Origin of the sequence: Duganella sp. CF458 (genome assembly GCF_900113115.1) — a bacterium.
Lineage (GTDB): Bacteria > Pseudomonadota > Gammaproteobacteria > Burkholderiales > Burkholderiaceae_D > Rugamonas.
Genome location: NZ_FOOF01000001.1, coordinates 585,634 through 604,054 on the forward strand (window position 1 = coordinate 585,634; position 18,421 = coordinate 604,054).

Consider the following 18,421-nt stretch of genomic DNA (forward strand, 5'->3'; position numbering starts at 1 on the left):
GCCCGCAGCCCGCCTGATTGGCAGGGAAAGCGCCCAAAAACCTTTCCCTTTAATGAAAAGAACCCACGTAGTTCCCTCCCCTACCCTTACTTTCCCGTCACGGGACACTCAAACAGCTATGCACCTTTCTGAACTTAAGGCGATGCACGTTTCAGCTCTGCTGGAAATGGCCATCAGCCTCGATATCGACAATGCGGCCCGCCTGCGCAAGCAGGAACTGATGTTCGCGATCCTGAAAAAACGCGCCAAGGCCGGCGAACAGATTTTCGGCGACGGCGCCCTGGAAGTGCTGCCTGACGGCTTCGGCTTCCTGCGCTCGCCAGACGCCTCGTATATGGCGTCGACCGACGATATTTACATTTCCCCGTCCCAGATCCGCCGCTTCAACCTGCACACCGGCGATTCGATCGAGGGCGAGGTGCGGACCCCGAAGGATGGCGAGCGCTACTTCGCCCTGGTGAAGGTGGACAAGGTCAACGGCGAATCGCCGGAGGCGTCCAAGCACCGCATCCTGTTTGAGAACCTGACGCCGCTGCACCCGAACGTGCCGCTGCGCCTGGAGCGCGACATGACCGGCACCGAGAACATCACCGGCCGTATCATCGACCTGGTGGCGCCGATCGGCAAGGGCCAGCGCGGCCTGCTGGTGGCTTCGCCAAAGTCCGGCAAATCCGTGATGCTGCAGCATATCGCGCACGCCATCACCACCAACCACCCCGACGTGACCCTGATCGTGCTGTTGATCGACGAACGTCCGGAAGAAGTGACCGAGATGCAGCGCTCGGTGCGCGGCGAAGTGGTGGCCTCCACCTTCGACGAACCGGCCACGCGCCACGTGCAGGTGGCCGAGATGGTGCTGGAGAAAGCCAAGCGCCTGGTCGAGATGAAGAAGGACGTGGTGATCCTGCTGGACTCGATCACCCGCCTGGCGCGCGCCTACAACACCGTGATCCCGGCCTCGGGCAAGGTACTGACCGGCGGCGTGGATGCCAACGCGCTGCAGCGTCCGAAGCGCTTCTTCGGCGCCGCCCGCAACGTGGAAGAAGGCGGCTCGCTGACCATCGTCGCCACCGCGCTGATCGAAACCGGCTCGCGCATGGACGACGTGATCTACGAAGAATTCAAGGGTACCGGCAATATGGAGGTGCACCTGGAGCGCCGCCTGGCCGAGAAGCGCGTCTACCCGTCGATCAACCTGAACAAGTCCGGCACCCGCCGCGAGGAACTGCTGATCAAGGCCGACCAGCTGCAGAAGATCTGGATCCTGCGCAAGCTGCTGTACTCGATGGACGAGATCGAGGCGATGGAGTTCATCCTCGACAAGATGCGCGCCACCAAGAACAACGGCGAGTTCTTTGAGATGATGCGCCGCGGCGGCTAAACAAATGGGGACGTACCCCATTTATTAAGTCACTGAAAAGACAGGGGACGTCCCGGAAAATGGGGTACGTCCCCATTTTTTTGCTATAATCGTGGGTTCACACAACCCCGGCAAGTGAGCGGCAATCGGGTCGAGAGGCAAGAAGGACCGACGAAGTGCTGTTTGGCTACCAATATTGAGAGAAAAGCATGAAAGCTGATATCCATCCAGATTACCGCGAAGTCCTGTTCCACGACCTGTCCTGCGACTTCAAGTTCATCACCCGCTCGACCATCCAGACCCGCGACAGCGCGACCCACGAAGGTAAAGAGTACCCACTGGTGAAGATCGAGGTTTCCTCCGAATCGCACCCATTCTTCACCGGCCAGCACAAGATCGTCGACACCGCCGGTCGCGTGGAAAAATTCCGCCAGAAGTTCGGCAAAGTCGGTTCCAAGACCGCAGTTGCAAACGGCTAATCCCCGTCGCAGCGAAAAAAAAGGCAGCCGCGGCTGCCTTTTTTCTTGTTACCCGTCATACTCCAGCTTTCCAAAGAATAACCCTGACCGATGAAGCCAGTCCGTCTGCCCGCCGCCGCCACCCGTACCCTGCCCCGCTGGGCGTTTTTTGCCCTGGGCCTGCTGTACATCCTGCCGGGGCTGATCGGGCGCGAACCGTGGAAAAACGATGACGCGGCCAGCTTCGGCGTGATGTGGACCATGGCGCACGGCAGCTGGCAAGACTGGCTGTGGCCCAATATCGCCGGCCTGTCCGTGACCGGCGAAGGCCCGCTGGCGTTCTGGCTGGGCGCGCTGGGCATCAAGCTGTTCGGCTGGGCCATCGGCGACGTGCTGGGCGCGCGCGTGGCCACCCTGGGCGTGTTCCTGCTGGGCGTGATGGCGGTCTGGTACGCCACCTTCAACCTGGGCCGCCGCCCGGAAGCCCAGCCGCTGCGCCTGGCCTTCGGCGGCCAGCCGGAACCGGACGATTTCGGCCGCACCCTGGCCGATGCCGCGGTGCTGATCTACCTGGGCTGCCTGGGCTTGCTGGTGCACAGCCATGAAACCACGGCCGAGCCGCTGCAAGTGGCGCTGCTGGCGCTCACGCTGTACCGCAGCGTGCGCTACATGGAACTGCCGTCGCTGCGCAATGCCGCCCTGGCCGGCCTGGCCCTGGGCTTGCTGACCCTGACGCGCGGCTGGGTGGTCCCGGCCGCCCTGGTGGCCGCCCTGTTTGCCTGCACCCGCTTCCTGGCCATGCCGGCCGCCCGTTCGCTGCGCGAGCTGGCCTTCGGCGTGGCCGTGGCCGCCGGCGTGACCGCGTTGTGGGCGGTGCCGGCCCTGCTGGCGCGGCCCTACGGCCAGGCGCCGCTGAGCGCCTGGATGGCCTGGAACGAGGCCCAGCTGACGATCGGCGGCTTCGAAGGCTTGCGCACCTTCTTCCGCGTCGGCGTCTGGTTCTTCTGGCCGGCCTGGCCGTTTGCCGCCTGGGCCGTGTGGGCCTGGCGCCGCCAGAGCAACCTGCTGCACATCGTGGTGCCGACCACCTTCGTCACGGTGGCCACCCTGCTGGTGCTGATCAACCCGGCGCCGGAACAGGGCCACCTGCTGATGCTGCTGCCGCCGCTGGCCATCATGGCCGCCTTCGGCCTGCTGACCATGCAGCGCGGCGCCATCAATGCCATCGACTGGTTCAGCGTGATGGTGCTGACGCTGTGCGCGGCCGTGCTGTGGATTTTCTATTACGCCCAGCTGACCGGCTGGCCGGCCAAGCCGGCGCACAATGTGCTCAAGCTGCTGCCGGGCTTTACGCCGCAGGTGAGCTGGCTGTCGCTGCTGGTCGGCCTGTGTGCCACCGCCGGCTGGTTCGTGCTGGTGCACTGGCGCCTGTCGCGCCGCCCGGCCGTGCTGTGGCGCGCCGTGGTGCTGTCGTCCGGCGGCCTGATCCTGATCTGGATCCTGCTGATGACCCTGTTCCTGCCGCATGTGAACTACAGCAAGAGCTACGCCGCGGTGGCGCGCGAGGCGGCTGCCGCCCTGCCGCCCGGCACCGATTGCGTGCAGAGCAATGTCACGCCGGCCCAGCGCGCCTCCTTCGCCTACTTCGGCCAGATGCCGTTCAATGGCGTGGAACAGCGCCGCTGCGCGGTCATGTTGTTGCAAGATAGCATCAAATCTCGTGCCCACGAGCAACAGCCTGGTGCCGAGTGGGAACAGCTATGGGAAGGGCGGCGCGCCTCTGACCGCAGCGAGCGTTTCCGCCTGTTCAAGCAGCGCACGGTTCACGCCCACTGATTGTCCAGCGGCCCGCCTGCCTGCTATCCTGTACTCGACGATAGCAAAGAGGTAGGCATGGTAATCGGGGTAGCGTATCTGGCAATGTTGTTGGCCACCAGCGCCGGCGCGCTGGCGGCGCCGCCCCTGGTCATCACCGCCGAGCATTCGCCGCCGGCCAGCATGAAAGTGGGCCAGCAAGTGACCGGCCGCGAAGGCGAAAAGATCCGCGAAATGCTGGCCCGCAGCGGCTATGCCTACCGCATCGACGTGCTGCCCTGGAAACGCGCCTTCACCATGGCGCAGCGCGATCGCTACACCTGCGTCTACTCCACCTCGCGCACCCCGGAACGGGAAAAACAGTTCAAATGGGTCGGCCCCACCGATGAAGCGCAATGGGTGCTGATGGGCCGCGCCGGGCGCCACTACGCGGTGCACAGCCTGGACGATGCGCGCAAGCTGCGCATCGGCACCTATCACGGCGATGCGCGCGACGAATTTCTGCGCGCCCGCGGCTTCGACGTGGACGGCGCGCCCGACAATGCCGCCAACCCGAAAAAGCTGATGCTCGACCGCATCGACCTGTGGGCAGTCGGCGTGCGCAACAATGACCTCAGCGCGCTGGCCATGTATGCCGCCCCCGAGCAGATCGTGCCGGTGCTGACCTTCCACCACGTCAAGGTCTACCTGGCGTGCAACCCCAGCGTGCCCGACGCCATGATCGAACGCATGAATGCCGCCCTCGACGCCATGCGCAAGGATGGCACGTTCACCCGCTTGGAAAAAAAATACGAGCATTGGCAGGCCGGCAAATAAATGCCATTTCTTACTGTTGCGCAACACAAGTTTTTTTGGCGGCCGGCGCACGTGCGCCCGGTTTACGCGCTATAGTCACCCCATGCGGAATGTTGCCGTACAGCATTTCCGACAAGATGGGGCCAGCCGAGGCATCAGCCGCCGGCCATAGGCCCACCAGAAACCCTTGCGATTTCCAGGCCTATGTTCAATATCTACAAGCTCCAACTCGCCCTCAAGAACCCACTGGTGCGCATCACCCTGGTGCTGCTGGCCTGCGCCGGCCTCGCGTTTGCGCTGCTGCGCGGCGAGGTGGCGCAAGATGCCGCGCCGGTGGTGCGCTCGCAGAATATCGGTGAAATCACGGCCCTGGTGGCCCAGCGCGACAAGCTGGACTACCTGCTGATCGCCCGTCCGCTGGCCGATTCGCCGCGCTACGTCTACAAGTTCAAGCACGACGCCACCCTGCACGTGGTGGTGGTGCCCAGCACCTCGCACCAGAGCCTGGAGCGCGAAGTGCTGTTGCGCAATAACATTCCTTACGCCATCGCCAAGGAAGACTTCCTGGCCGCCCACAAGGGCGTGCTGCTGGACGATGGCGGCCAGTGGGCCAGCGTGCAAGCTTTCCTGAAACGCCATGCATTCGACATCTTGGTGATCGGCCTGTTGTTGTTCGTGCTGAAGTGGGGCGTGCCGGGCATGGGCATGAACGCGTCGGTGATCGCGCCCGACCAGCTCAAAGGGTCGATGGACGACCTGATCGGCATGGAAGACATCAAGCAGGAAGTGCTGCACCTGGAAGACATGATCCGCAACCGCGAAGTGTACAAGCAGCACAATATCGACAAGCCGTTCAACGTGATGCTGACCGGTCCGGCCGGGACCGGCAAGACCAAGCTGGCCGGCTACCTGGCCAAGCGCCTGGGCTATCCGCTGATCCAGGCGTCCGGCTCGGCGCTGGAATCGGGCTACGTGGGCGGCGGCTCGAAAGCCCTGAATGCGCTGTACAAGAAGGCTTGCGCCCGCGGCAATTGCATCATCTTCCTGGACGAGGCGCAGGCCCTGTTCATGCCGCGCGGCCGCGGCGAAAAGAAGTGGGAAGACGATACCGCCAATACCCTGCTGGGCTTGCTGGACGGCGTGAAGAGCGAACAAGGCCAGGGCGTGATCTGGATTGTCGCGTCCAACTTCGATGATGCCTCGACCGCGATGGACGAGGCCATGCTGCGCCGCTTCAGCGTGAAGATCAACTTCCGCCTGCCCAACAAGGGGGAGCGCCGCGCGCTGCTCGAGTCCTTCCTGAAGCGCAAGCAGGATGGCCTGGTGAACTGGAACGAGATGGACCTGGACCAGGTGGCCGAGATCACGGCAAACCTCAGCCCGGCGCTGCTGGAAACCGTGGTCGACCGCGCTTCCATGATCTCGATCCAGGAAAAGTGCGTGATCAATACCGACCTGATGTTCCGCGCCTTCGAGCGCGCCACCATCGGCCTGACCGACCGCGCCACCACCGCCGAGAAGACCCGCCAGCGCGAACGGATCGCCTTGCACGAGCTGGGCCACTTCTTCATGCAGATCGATCCGTACCTGCGCGCCGGCATGCCGCTGGCCGAGGTGAAGGAAAAATCGCACCTGCTGAAGATTTCCACCGAGGCGGTGTCGAAGATGAATGCGCTGGGCTACGTATTGTCGGCCGGCGACGACATGTCGCTGCGCACGCTGGAAGAAATGGAGCGCGACGTGATGCAACTGTACGGCGGCGTGGCGGCGGAAGAACTGTTCTACGGCGCGCGCGGCATTTCGGTGGGCAGCCAGAACGATATCGAGAAGGCCACCAAGATGCTGAACATGATGGTCAACCGCCTGTCGATGTATTCGCGCTCCAAGCTCGACTACAGCCAGTTGCGCGGCGAGACCGGCGACGAACACACCCTGCTGCAGGTGGAAGCCAAGGCGGACGAGTTGTACAGCACCACGCTGGCCGCCATGCGCGACTACCGCAGCGTGATGGAATCCATCAAGGAAGAGCTGATGGAGCGCTATGTGCTGTCGAAAGATGGCATCTTCGCCCTGCTGGAAGAGCGCCTCGATGCAGCGCCCCTGAAGCAGGCGGCATAAAGCCCGGCACGCGGCCACGGCCGAATAAAGCGTCGTGGCGCACCGCTTTGATGCGCCACGGCCGCTGCATTGTCCGGCTTAGCGCGCTGCCACCACGCGCACATTGGTTTCCTTCATGGCGACCGACATCGGCAGGCGCTCGAAGTTTTCGATCACCACTTCTTCGCCGCGGTCGCGGAACTCGATGCGGGTGCCGGCGGCCGTCGCGAACGTATTGGCGGCCACGGGGAACAGTTCGACCCGGTCTTCCAGTTTCAGGCGCGCCCAATACCGTCCCCCCGACTGCGTGAACTTGATGGTTTTGTCATTGCTCAGGGCATAGCCGTTCGCGTAGTCATCAAAGCCGCCCTTGTACAGCTTATAACTTCCTTGCGGCGCCTGGATCTTCACGGTGGAATCGTCAACACCGGCAGCAAAGGCGCTGCCGCCCAACATCAGTGCTGCCATGGCACTCAGCATCATCAGCTTTTTCATCATCTTCTCCGATTGGTTCGCCTGGTTCGCCCCGTCATCAAAAGGTGCGGGGTCCATTCAAAATTAGCAAAGGGCGTTCGGAAGTGCAGCTTCGGACGACGAACAGCACGTTCCGTGGAATAGAACGCATGGCGCGCGGACGAACTGCAAATGCGGCCTGGCGGACTTGCCGTCTGTGCGGCATTGCCGTCCGGGGCGCCCTGACCCGTATCCGGGAGGCGCCCGGGGCCGGGGCGAATGGGGTGCACCCGCGCCGGCTGTCCAAACCTCATGCCCTGCGCCGCGGCCGGTAGGCTGGGCGCTGCGGGTGCAAGCTTGCGCTTGCGGCGGCCCGGTGGTGGCCGCAGTGTCGCTTCGATCGCGTCCATCCTACGCCCCGGCGCCATGCTTGGAAAGCCGGCCGGTCCCACATTTTTTTCAATGTGCACATTGCCGCCCATAGCGTAAATATTTGCTGCAGGGTTGCCGCGCGGTGCCAAATCGGTAATAATGCGTGTCGCGTTAAGTGGCCCGAGTGGTGAAATTGGTAGACGCAGCGGACTCAAAATCCGCCGCCGCAAGGCGTGCCGGTTCGATTCCGGCCTCGGGCACCACCTCTTCTTCCCTAATGCTTGCCTTCAAACTATGCTCCGGTGCACGCCGCGGCATCCGCGTTGCTGCAGTCCGCCCCGCCAGCGCGCAGCACCATCACAGCGTCACACCGGGCCTGCGCCATATTTGACGCAAGGCAATTGTCGGTGCAATACTCAATAATTTCAGACTGTGAATGATGATGGGCGCTACTGCAACAGCCAATGTCGACGCCGCGCTTGCCGCGCGCCTGCCACGCGCCAACGCGCCCGCAGCCGCCCGTGAACTGGACCTGCTGGAGCTGCTGGCGACCGCCTATCTGATCTTGCCGCTGTTGGTCTTCCTGCTCGGCTGGCTGCGCTGGCCGTATGCGCTGACCTTGAGTCTGGGCTTGCTGCCCGCCCTGTACCGCGTGTGGCAGGCACGCCGGCGGCGCACCGGCTGGCTATCGCGGCGCGAGCTGCTGGCCGCGACCGGCGTGACGCTGGTGTGGGTCTCCCTGAGCGGGCTGATGCCCGGCTTCTTCCTCAACCTCGACTGGCTGACACGCATGTCGGTGCTGCGCGACCTGGTGGCCGGCGCCTGGCCGGTGGCCTACAGCCTGCCGGACGGCGAACTGATGCTGCGCTGTCCGCTTGGCTACTATATGGTGCCGGCGCTGGTCGGCAAGCTCTCGTCCCTGCATGGTGCCCGCATCGCACTCTGGCTGTGGACCGCAGTTGGCACGGCCTTGTTCCTGTTCCTCATGTTGGGCGCCAACGCCGCGCGCAAGCCCGGCGCCTGGCGCCCGGCCTTGCTGATTGCCGTGTTCTTCAGCGGCATGGACATTCTCGGTTGGCTGATAGCGAGCCCGCTCCCGCTGGAATGGGGCACGCATATCGAATGGTGGGCCGTCATGAATGGCAGCAAGATCCAGTACAGCGCCCACACCACCCAATTGTTCTGGGTCCCCAACCATGGACTGCCCGGCTGGCTGCTGGCGCTGGTGGCCTGGCGCCACCGCCAGCACGGCCTGTCGGTCCCGGCAGCGGCGCTGCTACTGCTGGGAACGGCATTCTGGGCACCCCTGGTCGCGTTGGGCGTCGCACCGTTGCTGTTCTGGTGCGTGTGGCGCGGCCTGGGCTGGCAACAGCTGGCGCGGCACAGCCTGCGCCTGCCGGTGCTGGCCTTGCTGCCGGCCGGCTTGCTGGTGGTGCGCTACCTGACCATGGGCGTGGCGCAGGCCGACACCAGCGGCGCGGCGCCGGCGCCCGTCCACGCCATTCTCCTGTTCTGCATGCTTGAATGGGGCTTGCTGGCGTGGGCTGTGCTGTGGCGCGGCGAACGCTCGCCGCTGCTGCTGCTGGCCGTGCTGGAATTGCTGCTGTTGCCCTTCCTGCACTTCGGCCCGGCCAACGACCTGGTGATGCGGGCCAGTATTCCCGCCCTGGCCATCCTGATGATGGCCACGATTGAGGCGTGGCAAACGGCACTGCCACCGCTGCGGCGCGCCGCCATCGCGGCCCTGCTGGCCTTGGGCAGCGCCACGCCCCTGCTGGAGTTCCAGCGCGCCTTCCTGTCCGGGCCGCGCTATGTGCATGAACAGGCGAACTTTATCGATGTCAGCGGCTCAGGCGTATGGCACTACCTGAGCCCGGTGACGCGGCCCGACATCAAGGCCATGTTCAAGCCAGCGCAAGCGGCGCCCGGCGCTGCCCGGCAACCCTGAGGCGCTGTCATGGGCCGCCGCGCAGGCGGGCGCAATCGTATAGGTAGTAGGAATAGGGGTAAGTCCGGTCGTCGACCCGGGCGATGCCGCCGTCGCCCAGGCGCCAGGTCAGCACCACGAAGTCCAGCAGCGGGTCGCCGCAGACATAGGCCAGGCCGGCCGCGCTTGGCGCCGGCAGTTGTGCCATGCGGCGCTTGGCCGCGGCAGGATCAAGCTCGCGCACCGCGTCCTTCACGCCAAGCCGCTGCAAGCGCTCCAGCCGACGCGCCCCTTCCAGCGCAGTGCCGCGATTAAACGCAAGGCCCGCCAGTTGGGTCGACGACACATAGCTTGAACGCTGCAGCAGGAACCAGGTGGCGCGCACATCGTTTTCCCAATACAGCACGGCATTGCGCGGCAGCAGCGGCAGGAAAGCCGCCTGCACATCGCGCTGCGCCTGTTGCGAGATCGGATAAGCGTAATCCGGCGGCCCGATGCGCCAACAGGCCGCGCCAGCCAGGCTGGCCACTGCCGCCAGGCAGGCCAGCAGGTAGCGCCCATGCCGGCCCGCGGCCATCCAGTGCCATAACAAGCCGAGCAAGCCGACACCGGCCAGCCACAGCGCACCGGTGCGCAGCAGGGTCCAGCCCCAGATGCGCGCCGCAGTATCCTCGATCAGGTGGGGCGCCAGTGCGCCCGCATCGGTCGCGTGCTTCACCACTTCGGCCAGCCATGCCGCGCCGATGGCCAGCACCAGCGCCGTGAGGGCACGGCAGGTCGAGGCGGAGAGCGCCAGCGGGGCAGCGCTGCCAAGCTGCCAGCACAAGCCCGCGCCGGCCACGATGGCCAGCACACCGCCGAAGCTGTTGCGCGTCAGCGTGGCGACCACCAGCGCCAGCAACAGCACGCGCACCACGCCGCCCCGTTGCCAGTAGCTCGCCAGCAGCCAGGCCAGGGCCAGCGCTGCAGCCAGCTGCAACAGCCACAACACGCGCCAGGGCTGGGCCTGCATCAGCAGCAGGTTATGGGCCCAACCGGTGCCCAGCCAGCTCGCCAGCAGGCCGATCGCACCGGCAGCGGCCAGGCTGGCGAAAAAGCGCGCCGGCCGCGCTGCGGCCAAGCGGGCCGCCGTCAGCACCAGGGCGAACGCCACGGCAGTGCGGCTGAGCCATTGGTCGGCATGCCAGGCGTCCCAGCTGACCAGGGGCGCCAGCCGGGTTACCAGTGCCAGCCACTCGCCATCCATCTCCAGCAGGATACGGTTGAAAGGACTGATGCCGCTGGCGACGCCGGCCGCCACGCAGGCCGCGCCGCCGAGCAGGCCGCCCAGCAGCAGGATGCGGCCGCGCCCGGCGACGCAGGAAGCGCCGTACAGCAAGGCGACCAGGGCGGCCCCGGCCGCCATCAGGGGATGCAGCAGCAAGGCCAGGCCCAGCGCCGGCAAACTCCAGGCCCACTTGCCGCGCAGCAGGCTGGCCAGCGCCAGCATGCTCAACGCTTCGGCAAAGATGCGCGGCGTCGGGAACGGTTCCCCCAAGGTCAAGATGCCTGCCAGGGGCCCGTAGTCGGAGGGCAGCAGGACCAGGCACAGCATGCCGAACCAGAACGCCAAGCCACGCAGGAAGTTCGCCAGCAGCCAGCCAGCCGCCGCCAGCCACAAGACGCTGCCCAGCATGTACAGCAACAGCCCCGCGCCCTCGATGCCCAGCAGCGCGATACAGGCCGCGAACCAGGGGCTGAACACGGTATAGGCATCCTGCGAGCCGTACAGGAAGTACAAGTCATTGCGGAAATTATCGGGGAGCAGCCGACGCAAGGCCTGCACCCCGTACAACCGGCTATCGTGCCATAGCCCGACCCAACGATGCGCCAGCAGCCAGGCTGCGCCCAGCAGCAGCAACAGCGGCAACTGGCGCCGGTCCCATGCCCGCAGCAGCCGGCTCATCGGGACTGCGTCCGGGCCGCAGAGAACAGCAACACCTTGCGTGCCCCGAAGTTGAAGAACAGGATGAAGGCAGCCGCCACCAGCTTGGCCAGCATGTAGGTCAGCCCAAACACTTCGACCAGCAGGCTGATGGCAAAGCCATTCAGAATCAGGCCTGCGATGCCGATCAGGAAAAAGATGACGAATTCGCGCTGCCATTGCGCCTCGCGGCGGAAATGGAACACCCAGTTGACCGAAATCAGGTAGTTGCACACCATGCCCAGCAGATAGGACATGCTGGCCGCCAGCAGGTAATGCAAGCCGGCGAAATGGGCCAGCACGAACAAGCCGCCGTAATCCACCACAAACGCCATGCCGCCGACAAACACATAGCGGATGAACTGGATCAGGCTGTTGGCGCTTGGTGCACCCAGTAGTTTCTTCAACATCATTCGACTTTCAGCGCGACGCATGGCTGGCGCGCAGGCGGGCACAGTCATACAGGAAATAGTGGCGGTCATAGAGCGGGTCGTCGGCCCTGGCAACCGCGAGCTTGCCCAATTCTTGCGTGAGCACGACGAAGTCCAGCGCGACATCGGCGCAGACATAGGCGATATCATCGGCATTGGCCAGCTTCGGCGAGGCCGGCATACGATTGGTATCGCGCTGGTACCTGCTCGAATCCACATCGGCGGTGCCCAGGCGTTCCAGCCGGTGCAAGCGGCGCACGCCCTCGATGGCATTGCCGCGATTGAAGACCATGCCATAGACCTGCGGATGCGATGCATAGCTGGCGCGCTGCAACACGAACCAGCTGAAACGCACATCGTCTTCCCAGTATACGCTGGCCGGCGCCGGCATCAGCGGCAGAAAAGCGGCCTGTACGGCGCGCAAGCCCGCTGCGGAAATCTTGATCTGCTCGCTGCTGATGCCGACCTGCCGCAGCCAGAGCGCGCCCGCCGCTGCCACCCCCACCATGCCGGCGGCAAGCGACCAGGCCAGCAGTTGGCGGCGGCCCGCAGCATGCCAGATGGCCAGCATCAGGACCATGCCCAGCAAGGCATTGCCCCCCAGTCGCAGCAGGGTCACCGCCCATTGCATGGGGTCGCCGATCTCGACGCCGTAGTTCCAGTAGAGCGCACTCAGCGGGGCGCTGGACTGGGCATCGACCCCCGCCACCCAGATCGACAGCACGGCCAGCAGCAGGCCGCAGGCATAGCCGTACAGGCGGTCTGGCAATGGCGCCGGCTGGCCGGCCTGCCAGCACAGGATGGCGCAGGCCAGCAGCGTGACCAGGCCGCCATAGCTGTCGCGCGCAAAAATGCCCAGCATGCAGGCGGCCAGCACGAGCTGGAACACGCGGCCGCGCTGCCAGCATGCGGCAAGCAGCGCGGCCAGGGCGATCACGGACGCCAGTTGCACCAGCCACAAGGCGCGCCACGCCTGAATCTGCAGCAATAAAACGTTATGGAAGACCGAGGTCCCGAGCCAGGTTGCCAACAAGCCCAGGGCTCCCGTCAGCGCAGCGCAATAATAAAAGCGCGCGCGCCAGCCAGTGGACAGCCAGGCGGCCGCCAGCACCAGGCTGAAGGCGACGGTGACCCGGCTGGCCACCTCAGTGAAGTTCCAGCGCTCCCAGGTCACCAGGCCGGTCAGGCGGAACACCCCGGCGTACCATTCCGGATCCATGGTTTGCAGCAAGCGCTGGAAGGGCAGGAAACCCAGTACGGCGCCAGCGCCGGCCACCAGCACGCCCGCCGCCAGCAGCGGCACCACGCGGCGCGGGTCGTCACTGGCCAGGTAGAGCAAGGCAAACAGCAAGGTCCCCAGCGTCATCAAAGGATGGGTGACCAGCGACAGCGGCAACAGCAGCGCCAGCCAGCGCCATTTGCCGCGCAGCAGACAGGCGATGGCAAGCATGCCCAGCGCCTCGGCAAAAATGCGCGGCGTCAGGTAGGGCTCGGCCAGCGAGATCGCCCTGATCGGGTCGTAATCGGTGGGCAGCAGCAGCAACCAGGCCAACCCCACCCACAACATCGCGCCGCGCAGCAGGCCCGACAGCAAATACCAGGCGGCTGCCAGCCACAGCGCGCTGCCCAGGGCATGCAACAGCTGCGAGCCGGCATCCAGGCCCAGCGCCTGGATAAAGACGCTGTACAAGGGGCTGAACAGGGTGAACTGGTCCTGCGAACCGAACATGAAGTACAGGTCATGCTCGAACTGGCCGGGATGCAGCAGGCGCAAGGCTTGTGCCGCATACAGCCGGGTATCATGCCAGATGCCGGCCCATGGCCGGGCATACAGCCAGACGGCCAGCAAGGCCAGCAGCATCAAGCTCTGGCGTGCCCCCCAGCGCGCCGCCAATTGCAAGGGCGGCGCCAGTGGCTGGGCCGCGCCAGGCGGCCCAGCCGGCGCAGCCGGCAACTGCGGCAACGCCTGCGTCATGCAGCGTTCTTCTCTTCGTGGTACTCGTCGTCGATGTTAACGTCCCACAGCGCGTCTTTCGACACGTCGCCGGAGGCGATGGCTTGCGCTGCCAGCTTGGCGGTAAGCATCGAATGGTCCTGGTTGTTATAGCGGTGCATGCCGTTGCGGCCCACCAGGAACAGGTTGCTGATGGTGTCGGTATAGCGGCGCACCACGTCGAACTGGTCGTACGAGCCGAAGTAAGCCGGATAGGCCTTGGGTACGCGCACCACCGTCCCGTCCAGCACGTTGGTTGCGGTCAGCATGCCGATCTTGGCCAGTTCGGCGGCGCCGAACGCGATCAGCGCCTGGTCATTCATCTGCCACAGGTCGTCGTCTTCGTTGCAGAAGTACTCCAGGCCCATCCACATGGTGTCGGCATCCTTGACCAGGTGCGGGCTCCAGTTGTTGAAGATCTGCAGCCGGCCGATGCGCACGTCCTTTTCCTGGATGTAGATCCAGTTGTCGGGCAGCGCCTCGCCATTGGTGGTCAGCACATCGGACTTGCGCACCAGCAGGCCGACGGTCAGGAAGTCGCGGTACATCAGGCCATCGGCCACCTTGCGTACCTCGGCCGGCACCTCGTTCATGCCCCGGATCAGCTCGCGCACCGGCATGGTCGATACCGCATGGGCGCATTCCTGGCGGAAGGGCGCGCCGCTCTGGCGGTCGGTGCCGCTCACGGCCACCACCTTGCCATCCTGGGTTTCCAGGCCGGTGACGGCCTGGTTATAGCGGATTTCGCCGCCGCCTTCGGTGATCAGGCGCGCCACTTCCTGCCACATCTGGCCAGGGCCGAACTTCGGGTACAGGAACTGTTCGATCAGGCTGGTCTCGGTGCCCTTTTGCGCTACCCCGCCCTTGCGCTGGAAAACTTGCTTGACCGCGTGCCACAGCGCCTTGCTGATGTTCAAGCCCTTGATGCGCTGCGCGCCCCAGTCGGCGCTGATCTGGTCGCACGGGATGCCCCACACCTTGTGGGTGTAATCCTTGAAGAAGGTTTCATACAACTCGCGCCCGAAGCGGTTGATCATGAAGTCTTCCAGGTTCTTTTCCGGCCGGCGCGGGAACAGCATGATCCAGCCGTAGGTCACCGCCACCTTGGTCAGGCGCCACAGGCCCAGCTTGCCGGCCGTGGCCGCGTTCATCTTGATCGGGTAGTCGAAGAAGCGGCGCAGGAAGAAGATGCGCGACAGGCGCGAACGCACCAGCATGCGGCGGTCGTCGTCGCTGTCCAGCGCGCCGCCAGCCACCTGCACCGAGGTTTTCTGGTTCTGGTAGGTCAGGTCGAGCGAGGCGTTGGCCGCGGCGTCGATCGGCAGGATGTCCTGCCACCAGTTCATGACCCAGTCGGACTTGGAAAAGAAGCGGTGGCCGCCCAGGTCCATGCGGTTGCCATTATGACAAACGGTACGGGAAATTCCGCCGACTTCGTCGCTGGCTTCCAGCACGATCGGGCGGATATTCGTTGTCCTGATCAATTCCAGTGCCGCAGTCAAGCCTGCCGGTCCCGCCCCAATGATGACGGCTTGTTGCTGCCCCATACAACTTTTCCTTCAAGTTAATTCATAAGATAAAAAGCCACTGCCCGCAAAACAGGCAATGGCTTCCGGAATTTTACCTTGCGGAAATTATTAATGCTATAAGCGGGACTTGAATTGTGGCGTGGAACACATCAGACGTAGCCGTAGCCGCGCGCCATGGCGGCGGCAGCCAGCGGCAGCAAGGCGAAAATATGGATTTCAGTCATCAGGGTTTTGCGGACCGAGCGGATCTCCAGCTCTTCCGGCGAGAAGCCGGCATCGGCCGCTTGCGCCTTGCGCCAGCGCAGGAAGGCGCGGGTCGGCTTGATCGACAGCAGGCCAATGATGGCGAACAGCACCACCTTGGTCCAAAACACATGGTTATGCAAATAGAACGCCGAACCCTTGGCGCCGAAGAATACGCGCAGGAAACCGATTGCCACCAGCGACAGCGACATGAGGCCGAGCGCGACATCGTATTTGGCCGCCAGTGGCACGGCCGGCGGCTGCATGCCCGGCCGCACCAGCACCAGCTGGGCCGTGATGGCCGCGGCAATGCCGAAGGCCAGCAGGTGATGCACGATCGCCAGCAGCAAGTCGACCATCGGCGTGCTCCTTAGGCGCGTTCGGACACCGCGTCCACCACGCACAGCGCCGTCATGTTGACGATGCGGCGCACGGTGGCGGACGGGGTCAGGATGTGCACCGGCGCGGCGCAGCCGAGCAGGATCGGGCCGATCGCGATGCCGTTGCCGGCCGCGGTCTTGACCAGGTTGTAGGCAATGTTGGCGGCGTCGATGTTCGGCATCACCAGCAGGTTGGCGTCCTGCTTCAGGGTGGTGGTCGGCAACAGCTTGTGGCGGAACTTGGTGTCGAGCGCAGTGTCGCCGTGCATTTCGCCGTCCACTTCCAGTTCCGGCGCGCGCTGGCGCACCAGCTCCAGCGCGGCGCGCATCTTCTGCGCCGACTCGCTGTTGGAAGAACCGAAGTTGGAGTGCGACAGCAGGGCTGCGCGCGGCACCAGGCCGAAGCGCTTCATTTCTTCCGCAGCCATGATGGTGATGGCGGCCACTTCGTTGGCGTTCGGGTTTTCGTTGACGTGGGTGTCGACCATGCACAGCTGGCGCTCAGGCAGCACCAGGATGTTCATCGCCGCGTACACGCAGGCGCCAGGACGCTTGCCCAGCACCTGGTCGATGTAGTGCAGGTGCAGCTGGGTGGTGCCGAAGGTACCGCAGATCATGCCGTCGGCATCGCCCTTCTTGATCATCATGGCGCCGATCAGCGAATGGCGGCGGCGCATTTCCAGCTTGGCGTATTCCTGCGTCACGCCCTTGCGCGCGGTCAGCTCGTAGTATGCCTGCCAGTATTCGCGGTAACGCTCGTCGAAGTCCGGGTTGATCACGTCGTAGTCGACGCCCTGCTTCAGGCGCAGGCCGAATTTCTGCACGCGCGCATCCAGCACGGCCGGACGTCCGACCAGGATCGGGCGCGCCAGCTTTTCGTCGACCACCACCTGCACCGCGCGCAGCACGCGTTCTTCTTCGCCTTCGGCGTAGACGATGCGCTTCATTTCCGGCGGGGTCTTCTTGGCCACCGAGAACACCGGCTTCATGAAGGTGCCGGAACGGTAGACGAATTGCTGCAGGCTGTCAGCGTAGGCTTCCAGGTCCTTGATCGGGCGGGTCGCCACGCCCGAATCGGCGGCGGCCTTGGCCACGGCCGGCGCGATCTTGGTCAGCAGGCGCGGGTCGAACGGCATCGGGATCAGATATTCCGGGCCGAAGGCCAGGTTGGCGATGCCGTAGGTGGTGGCGACGATGTCCGACTGCTCGGCGTGGGCCAGGTCGGCAATCGCGTGCACCACGGCGATTTCCATTTCGCGGGTGATGGTGCTGGCGCCGCTATCGAGCGCGCCGCGGAAGATGTAAGGGAAGCACAGCACGTTGTTGACCTGGTTCGGATAGTCCGAACGGCCGGTGCAGATGATGGCGTCGCCGCGCACGGCTTTCACGTCTTCCGGCAGGATCTCCGGATTCGGGTTGGCCAGCGCCAGGATCAGCGGGTTGGGCGCCATCTCCTTGACCATGTCCTGTTTCAGCACGCCGCCGGCCGACAGGCCGAGGAAGATGTCGGCGCCGGCAATGCATTCGGCCAGGGTGCGGTGCGGGGTCTCGCGTGCGAAGCGCTCCTTGTCCGGGTCCATCAGCTCGGCACGGCCTTGGTAGACCACGCCGGCCAGGTCGGTGACCAGGATGTTCTCGATCGGGAAGCCGAGGTCGACGATCAGGTCGAGGCAGGCCAGGGCCGCCGCGCCCGCGCCGGACACCACCAGCTTGACGTTCTTGATGTCCTTGCCGATGTACTTCAAGCCGTTCAGGATGGCGGCGCCGACGATGATGGCGGTGCCATGCTGGTCGTCGTGGAAGACCGGGATCTTCATCTTCTCGCGCAGCTTGCGCTCGATGTAGAAGCACTCGGGGGCCTTGATGTCTTCCAGGTTGATGCCACCAAAGGTCGGCTCCAGCGAGGCGATGATGTCGACCAGCTTGTCCGGGTCCTGCTCGTTGATCTCGATGTCGAATACGTCGATGCCGGCGAACTTCTTGAACAGCACGCCCTTGCCTTCCATCACCGGCTTGGACGCCAGCGGGCCGATATTGCCCAGGCCCAGCACGGCGGTGCCGTTGGAGATCACGGCCACCAGGTTGCCGCGCGCGGTGTACTTATAGGAATTGGCCGGGTCGATGACGATTTCTTCGCAAGGCGCCGCCACGCCCGGGGAATAGGCCAGCGCCAGGTCGCGCTGGTTGGTCAGTTGCTTGGTGGGGGAGACGCTGATCTTGCCTGGCTTGGGGCACTCATGGTACTCAAGCGCGGCGGCGCGCAGTTGTTGACGAAGTTCTTCTTTCTTGTCAGATCCCGAATCCATGCTGTACTGCCCCTTCTATCCTGTGTCCGAAAGCTTCCGATTCTAGCAGATAGAGTGGTTGCTCTAACGTAGGTATTTTTACCAATGCCGAATTTTCATCGGTTTCCATTGCCTTTCAATCAAGAATCATTCTGCTTGGCGCGATTTTTCCGCAGAACAAGTTAATAAACTGTCGCCCGGGCGACAATGCTGACTTGCGGCACGAAACCTTAAAATCTTGTTGCGCTAAATCGTGATTGCTTGGAATTTTCGGCGAAAGCAACTTTACATATAGCATTTTCCTGCATAGACTGGGTTTA

13 protein-coding genes and 1 tRNA gene are annotated in these 18,421 nt (G+C 64.3%); 7 read left to right on the forward strand and 7 right to left on the reverse strand.

The annotated features are described in order from the left end of the window. Window positions 1–118: 118 nt before the first annotated feature. The 5 genes from rho to BM269_RS02660 all read left to right on the forward strand — a co-directional run bounded on the left by rho (window position 119) and on the right by BM269_RS02660 (window position 6,546). On the forward strand, window positions 119–1,381 hold the full coding sequence (gene rho, locus BM269_RS02640) for a transcription termination factor Rho (RefSeq protein ID WP_090435464.1): 1,263 nt from the start codon (window positions 119–121) through the stop codon (window positions 1,379–1,381). 188 nt (window positions 1,382–1,569) lie between these two features. After that, window positions 1,570–1,839 (forward strand): type B 50S ribosomal protein L31, encoded by a 270-nt coding sequence (locus BM269_RS02645; protein ID WP_090435465.1) that lies wholly within the window; start codon window positions 1,570–1,572, stop codon window positions 1,837–1,839. A 90-nt stretch (window positions 1,840–1,929) separates the two neighbouring features. Next, complete coding sequence (locus BM269_RS02650) at window positions 1,930–3,654, forward strand: ArnT family glycosyltransferase (protein WP_090435466.1); 1,725 nt, start codon at window positions 1,930–1,932, stop codon at window positions 3,652–3,654. 57 nt (window positions 3,655–3,711) lie between these two features. Next, entirely contained in the window at window positions 3,712–4,449 is a 738-nt protein-coding gene (locus tag BM269_RS02655; protein WP_229204464.1) for a substrate-binding periplasmic protein, read from the forward strand. A gap of 183 nt (window positions 4,450–4,632) precedes the next feature. Continuing rightward, complete coding sequence (locus BM269_RS02660) at window positions 4,633–6,546, forward strand: AAA family ATPase (protein ID WP_090435468.1); 1,914 nt, start codon at window positions 4,633–4,635, stop codon at window positions 6,544–6,546. 78 nt (window positions 6,547–6,624) lie between these two features. On the opposite strand, the gene BM269_RS02665 is transcribed toward BM269_RS02660, so the two are convergent. After that, window positions 6,625–7,023, reverse strand: coding sequence for a hypothetical protein (locus BM269_RS02665; RefSeq protein ID WP_170860258.1), 399 nt, complete (start codon window positions 7,021–7,023; stop codon window positions 6,625–6,627). Between the two features lie 505 nt (window positions 7,024–7,528). Here BM269_RS02665 and BM269_RS02670 point away from each other — a divergent pair. Further along, a tRNA-Leu gene (locus tag BM269_RS02670) sits at window positions 7,529–7,613 on the forward strand. Between the two features lie 173 nt (window positions 7,614–7,786). After that, window positions 7,787–9,298, forward strand: a complete 1,512-nt coding sequence (locus BM269_RS02675; RefSeq protein ID WP_090435470.1) for a hypothetical protein — start codon at window positions 7,787–7,789, stop codon at window positions 9,296–9,298. 7 nt (window positions 9,299–9,305) lie between these two features. Here the strand turns inward: BM269_RS02675 and BM269_RS02680 are convergent, their stop codons facing one another. The 6 genes from BM269_RS02680 to BM269_RS02700 form a co-directional block, all read right to left on the reverse strand. Continuing rightward, window positions 9,306–11,222 carry a hypothetical protein gene (locus BM269_RS02680; RefSeq protein WP_090435471.1) on the reverse strand — a complete coding sequence of 639 codons (1,917 nt, stop codon included), beginning with the start codon at window positions 11,220–11,222 and terminating at the stop codon, window positions 9,306–9,308. After that, window positions 11,219–11,653 carry a GtrA family protein gene (locus BM269_RS29350; protein ID WP_170860259.1) on the reverse strand — a complete coding sequence of 145 codons (435 nt, stop codon included), beginning with the start codon at window positions 11,651–11,653 and terminating at the stop codon, window positions 11,219–11,221. The genes BM269_RS02680 and BM269_RS29350 overlap by 4 nt, the downstream gene beginning before the upstream one ends. Window positions 11,654–11,660: 7 nt before the next feature. Further along, window positions 11,661–13,646 carry a hypothetical protein gene (locus tag BM269_RS29355; protein ID WP_170860260.1) on the reverse strand — a complete coding sequence of 662 codons (1,986 nt, stop codon included), beginning with the start codon at window positions 13,644–13,646 and terminating at the stop codon, window positions 11,661–11,663. Continuing rightward, a complete protein-coding gene (locus tag BM269_RS02690; RefSeq protein WP_090435473.1) occupies window positions 13,643–15,211 on the reverse strand; it encodes an NAD(P)/FAD-dependent oxidoreductase in 1,569 nt (522 codons plus the stop codon). The genes BM269_RS29355 and BM269_RS02690 overlap by 4 nt, the downstream gene beginning before the upstream one ends. 131 nt (window positions 15,212–15,342) lie before the next feature. Further along, complete coding sequence (locus tag BM269_RS02695; RefSeq protein ID WP_090435474.1) at window positions 15,343–15,795, reverse strand: DUF2214 family protein; 453 nt, start codon at window positions 15,793–15,795, stop codon at window positions 15,343–15,345. Between the two features lie 11 nt (window positions 15,796–15,806). Then, the gene (locus tag BM269_RS02700; protein WP_090435475.1) at window positions 15,807–18,122 is read right to left on the reverse strand and encodes an NADP-dependent malic enzyme; all 2,316 of its coding nucleotides are present in this window, start codon (window positions 18,120–18,122) and stop codon (window positions 15,807–15,809) included. Window positions 18,123–18,421: the final 299 nt, after the last annotated feature.

Coding starts and splice junctions, on each gene's coding strand:
- rho (WP_090435464.1), top strand. CDS start 119: ATGCACCTTTCTGAACTTAAGGCGATGCACGTTTCAGCTCTGCTGGAA.
- BM269_RS02645 (WP_090435465.1), top strand. CDS start 1,570: ATGAAAGCTGATATCCATCCAGATTACCGCGAAGTCCTGTTCCACGAC.
- BM269_RS02650 (WP_090435466.1), top strand. CDS start 1,930: ATGAAGCCAGTCCGTCTGCCCGCCGCCGCCACCCGTACCCTGCCCCGC.
- BM269_RS02655 (WP_229204464.1), top strand. CDS start 3,712: ATGGTAATCGGGGTAGCGTATCTGGCAATGTTGTTGGCCACCAGCGCC.
- BM269_RS02660 (WP_090435468.1), top strand. CDS start 4,633: ATGTTCAATATCTACAAGCTCCAACTCGCCCTCAAGAACCCACTGGTG.
- BM269_RS02665 (WP_170860258.1), bottom strand. CDS start 7,023: ATGATGAAAAAGCTGATGATGCTGAGTGCCATGGCAGCACTGATGTTG.
- BM269_RS02675 (WP_090435470.1), top strand. CDS start 7,787: ATGATGATGGGCGCTACTGCAACAGCCAATGTCGACGCCGCGCTTGCC.
- BM269_RS02680 (WP_090435471.1), bottom strand. CDS start 11,222: ATGAGCCGGCTGCTGCGGGCATGGGACCGGCGCCAGTTGCCGCTGTTG.
- BM269_RS29350 (WP_170860259.1), bottom strand. CDS start 11,653: ATGATGTTGAAGAAACTACTGGGTGCACCAAGCGCCAACAGCCTGATC.
- BM269_RS29355 (WP_170860260.1), bottom strand. CDS start 13,646: ATGACGCAGGCGTTGCCGCAGTTGCCGGCTGCGCCGGCTGGGCCGCCT.
- BM269_RS02690 (WP_090435473.1), bottom strand. CDS start 15,211: ATGGGGCAGCAACAAGCCGTCATCATTGGGGCGGGACCGGCAGGCTTG.
- BM269_RS02695 (WP_090435474.1), bottom strand. CDS start 15,795: ATGGTCGACTTGCTGCTGGCGATCGTGCATCACCTGCTGGCCTTCGGC.
- BM269_RS02700 (WP_090435475.1), bottom strand. CDS start 18,122: ATGGATTCGGGATCTGACAAGAAAGAAGAACTTCGTCAACAACTGCGC.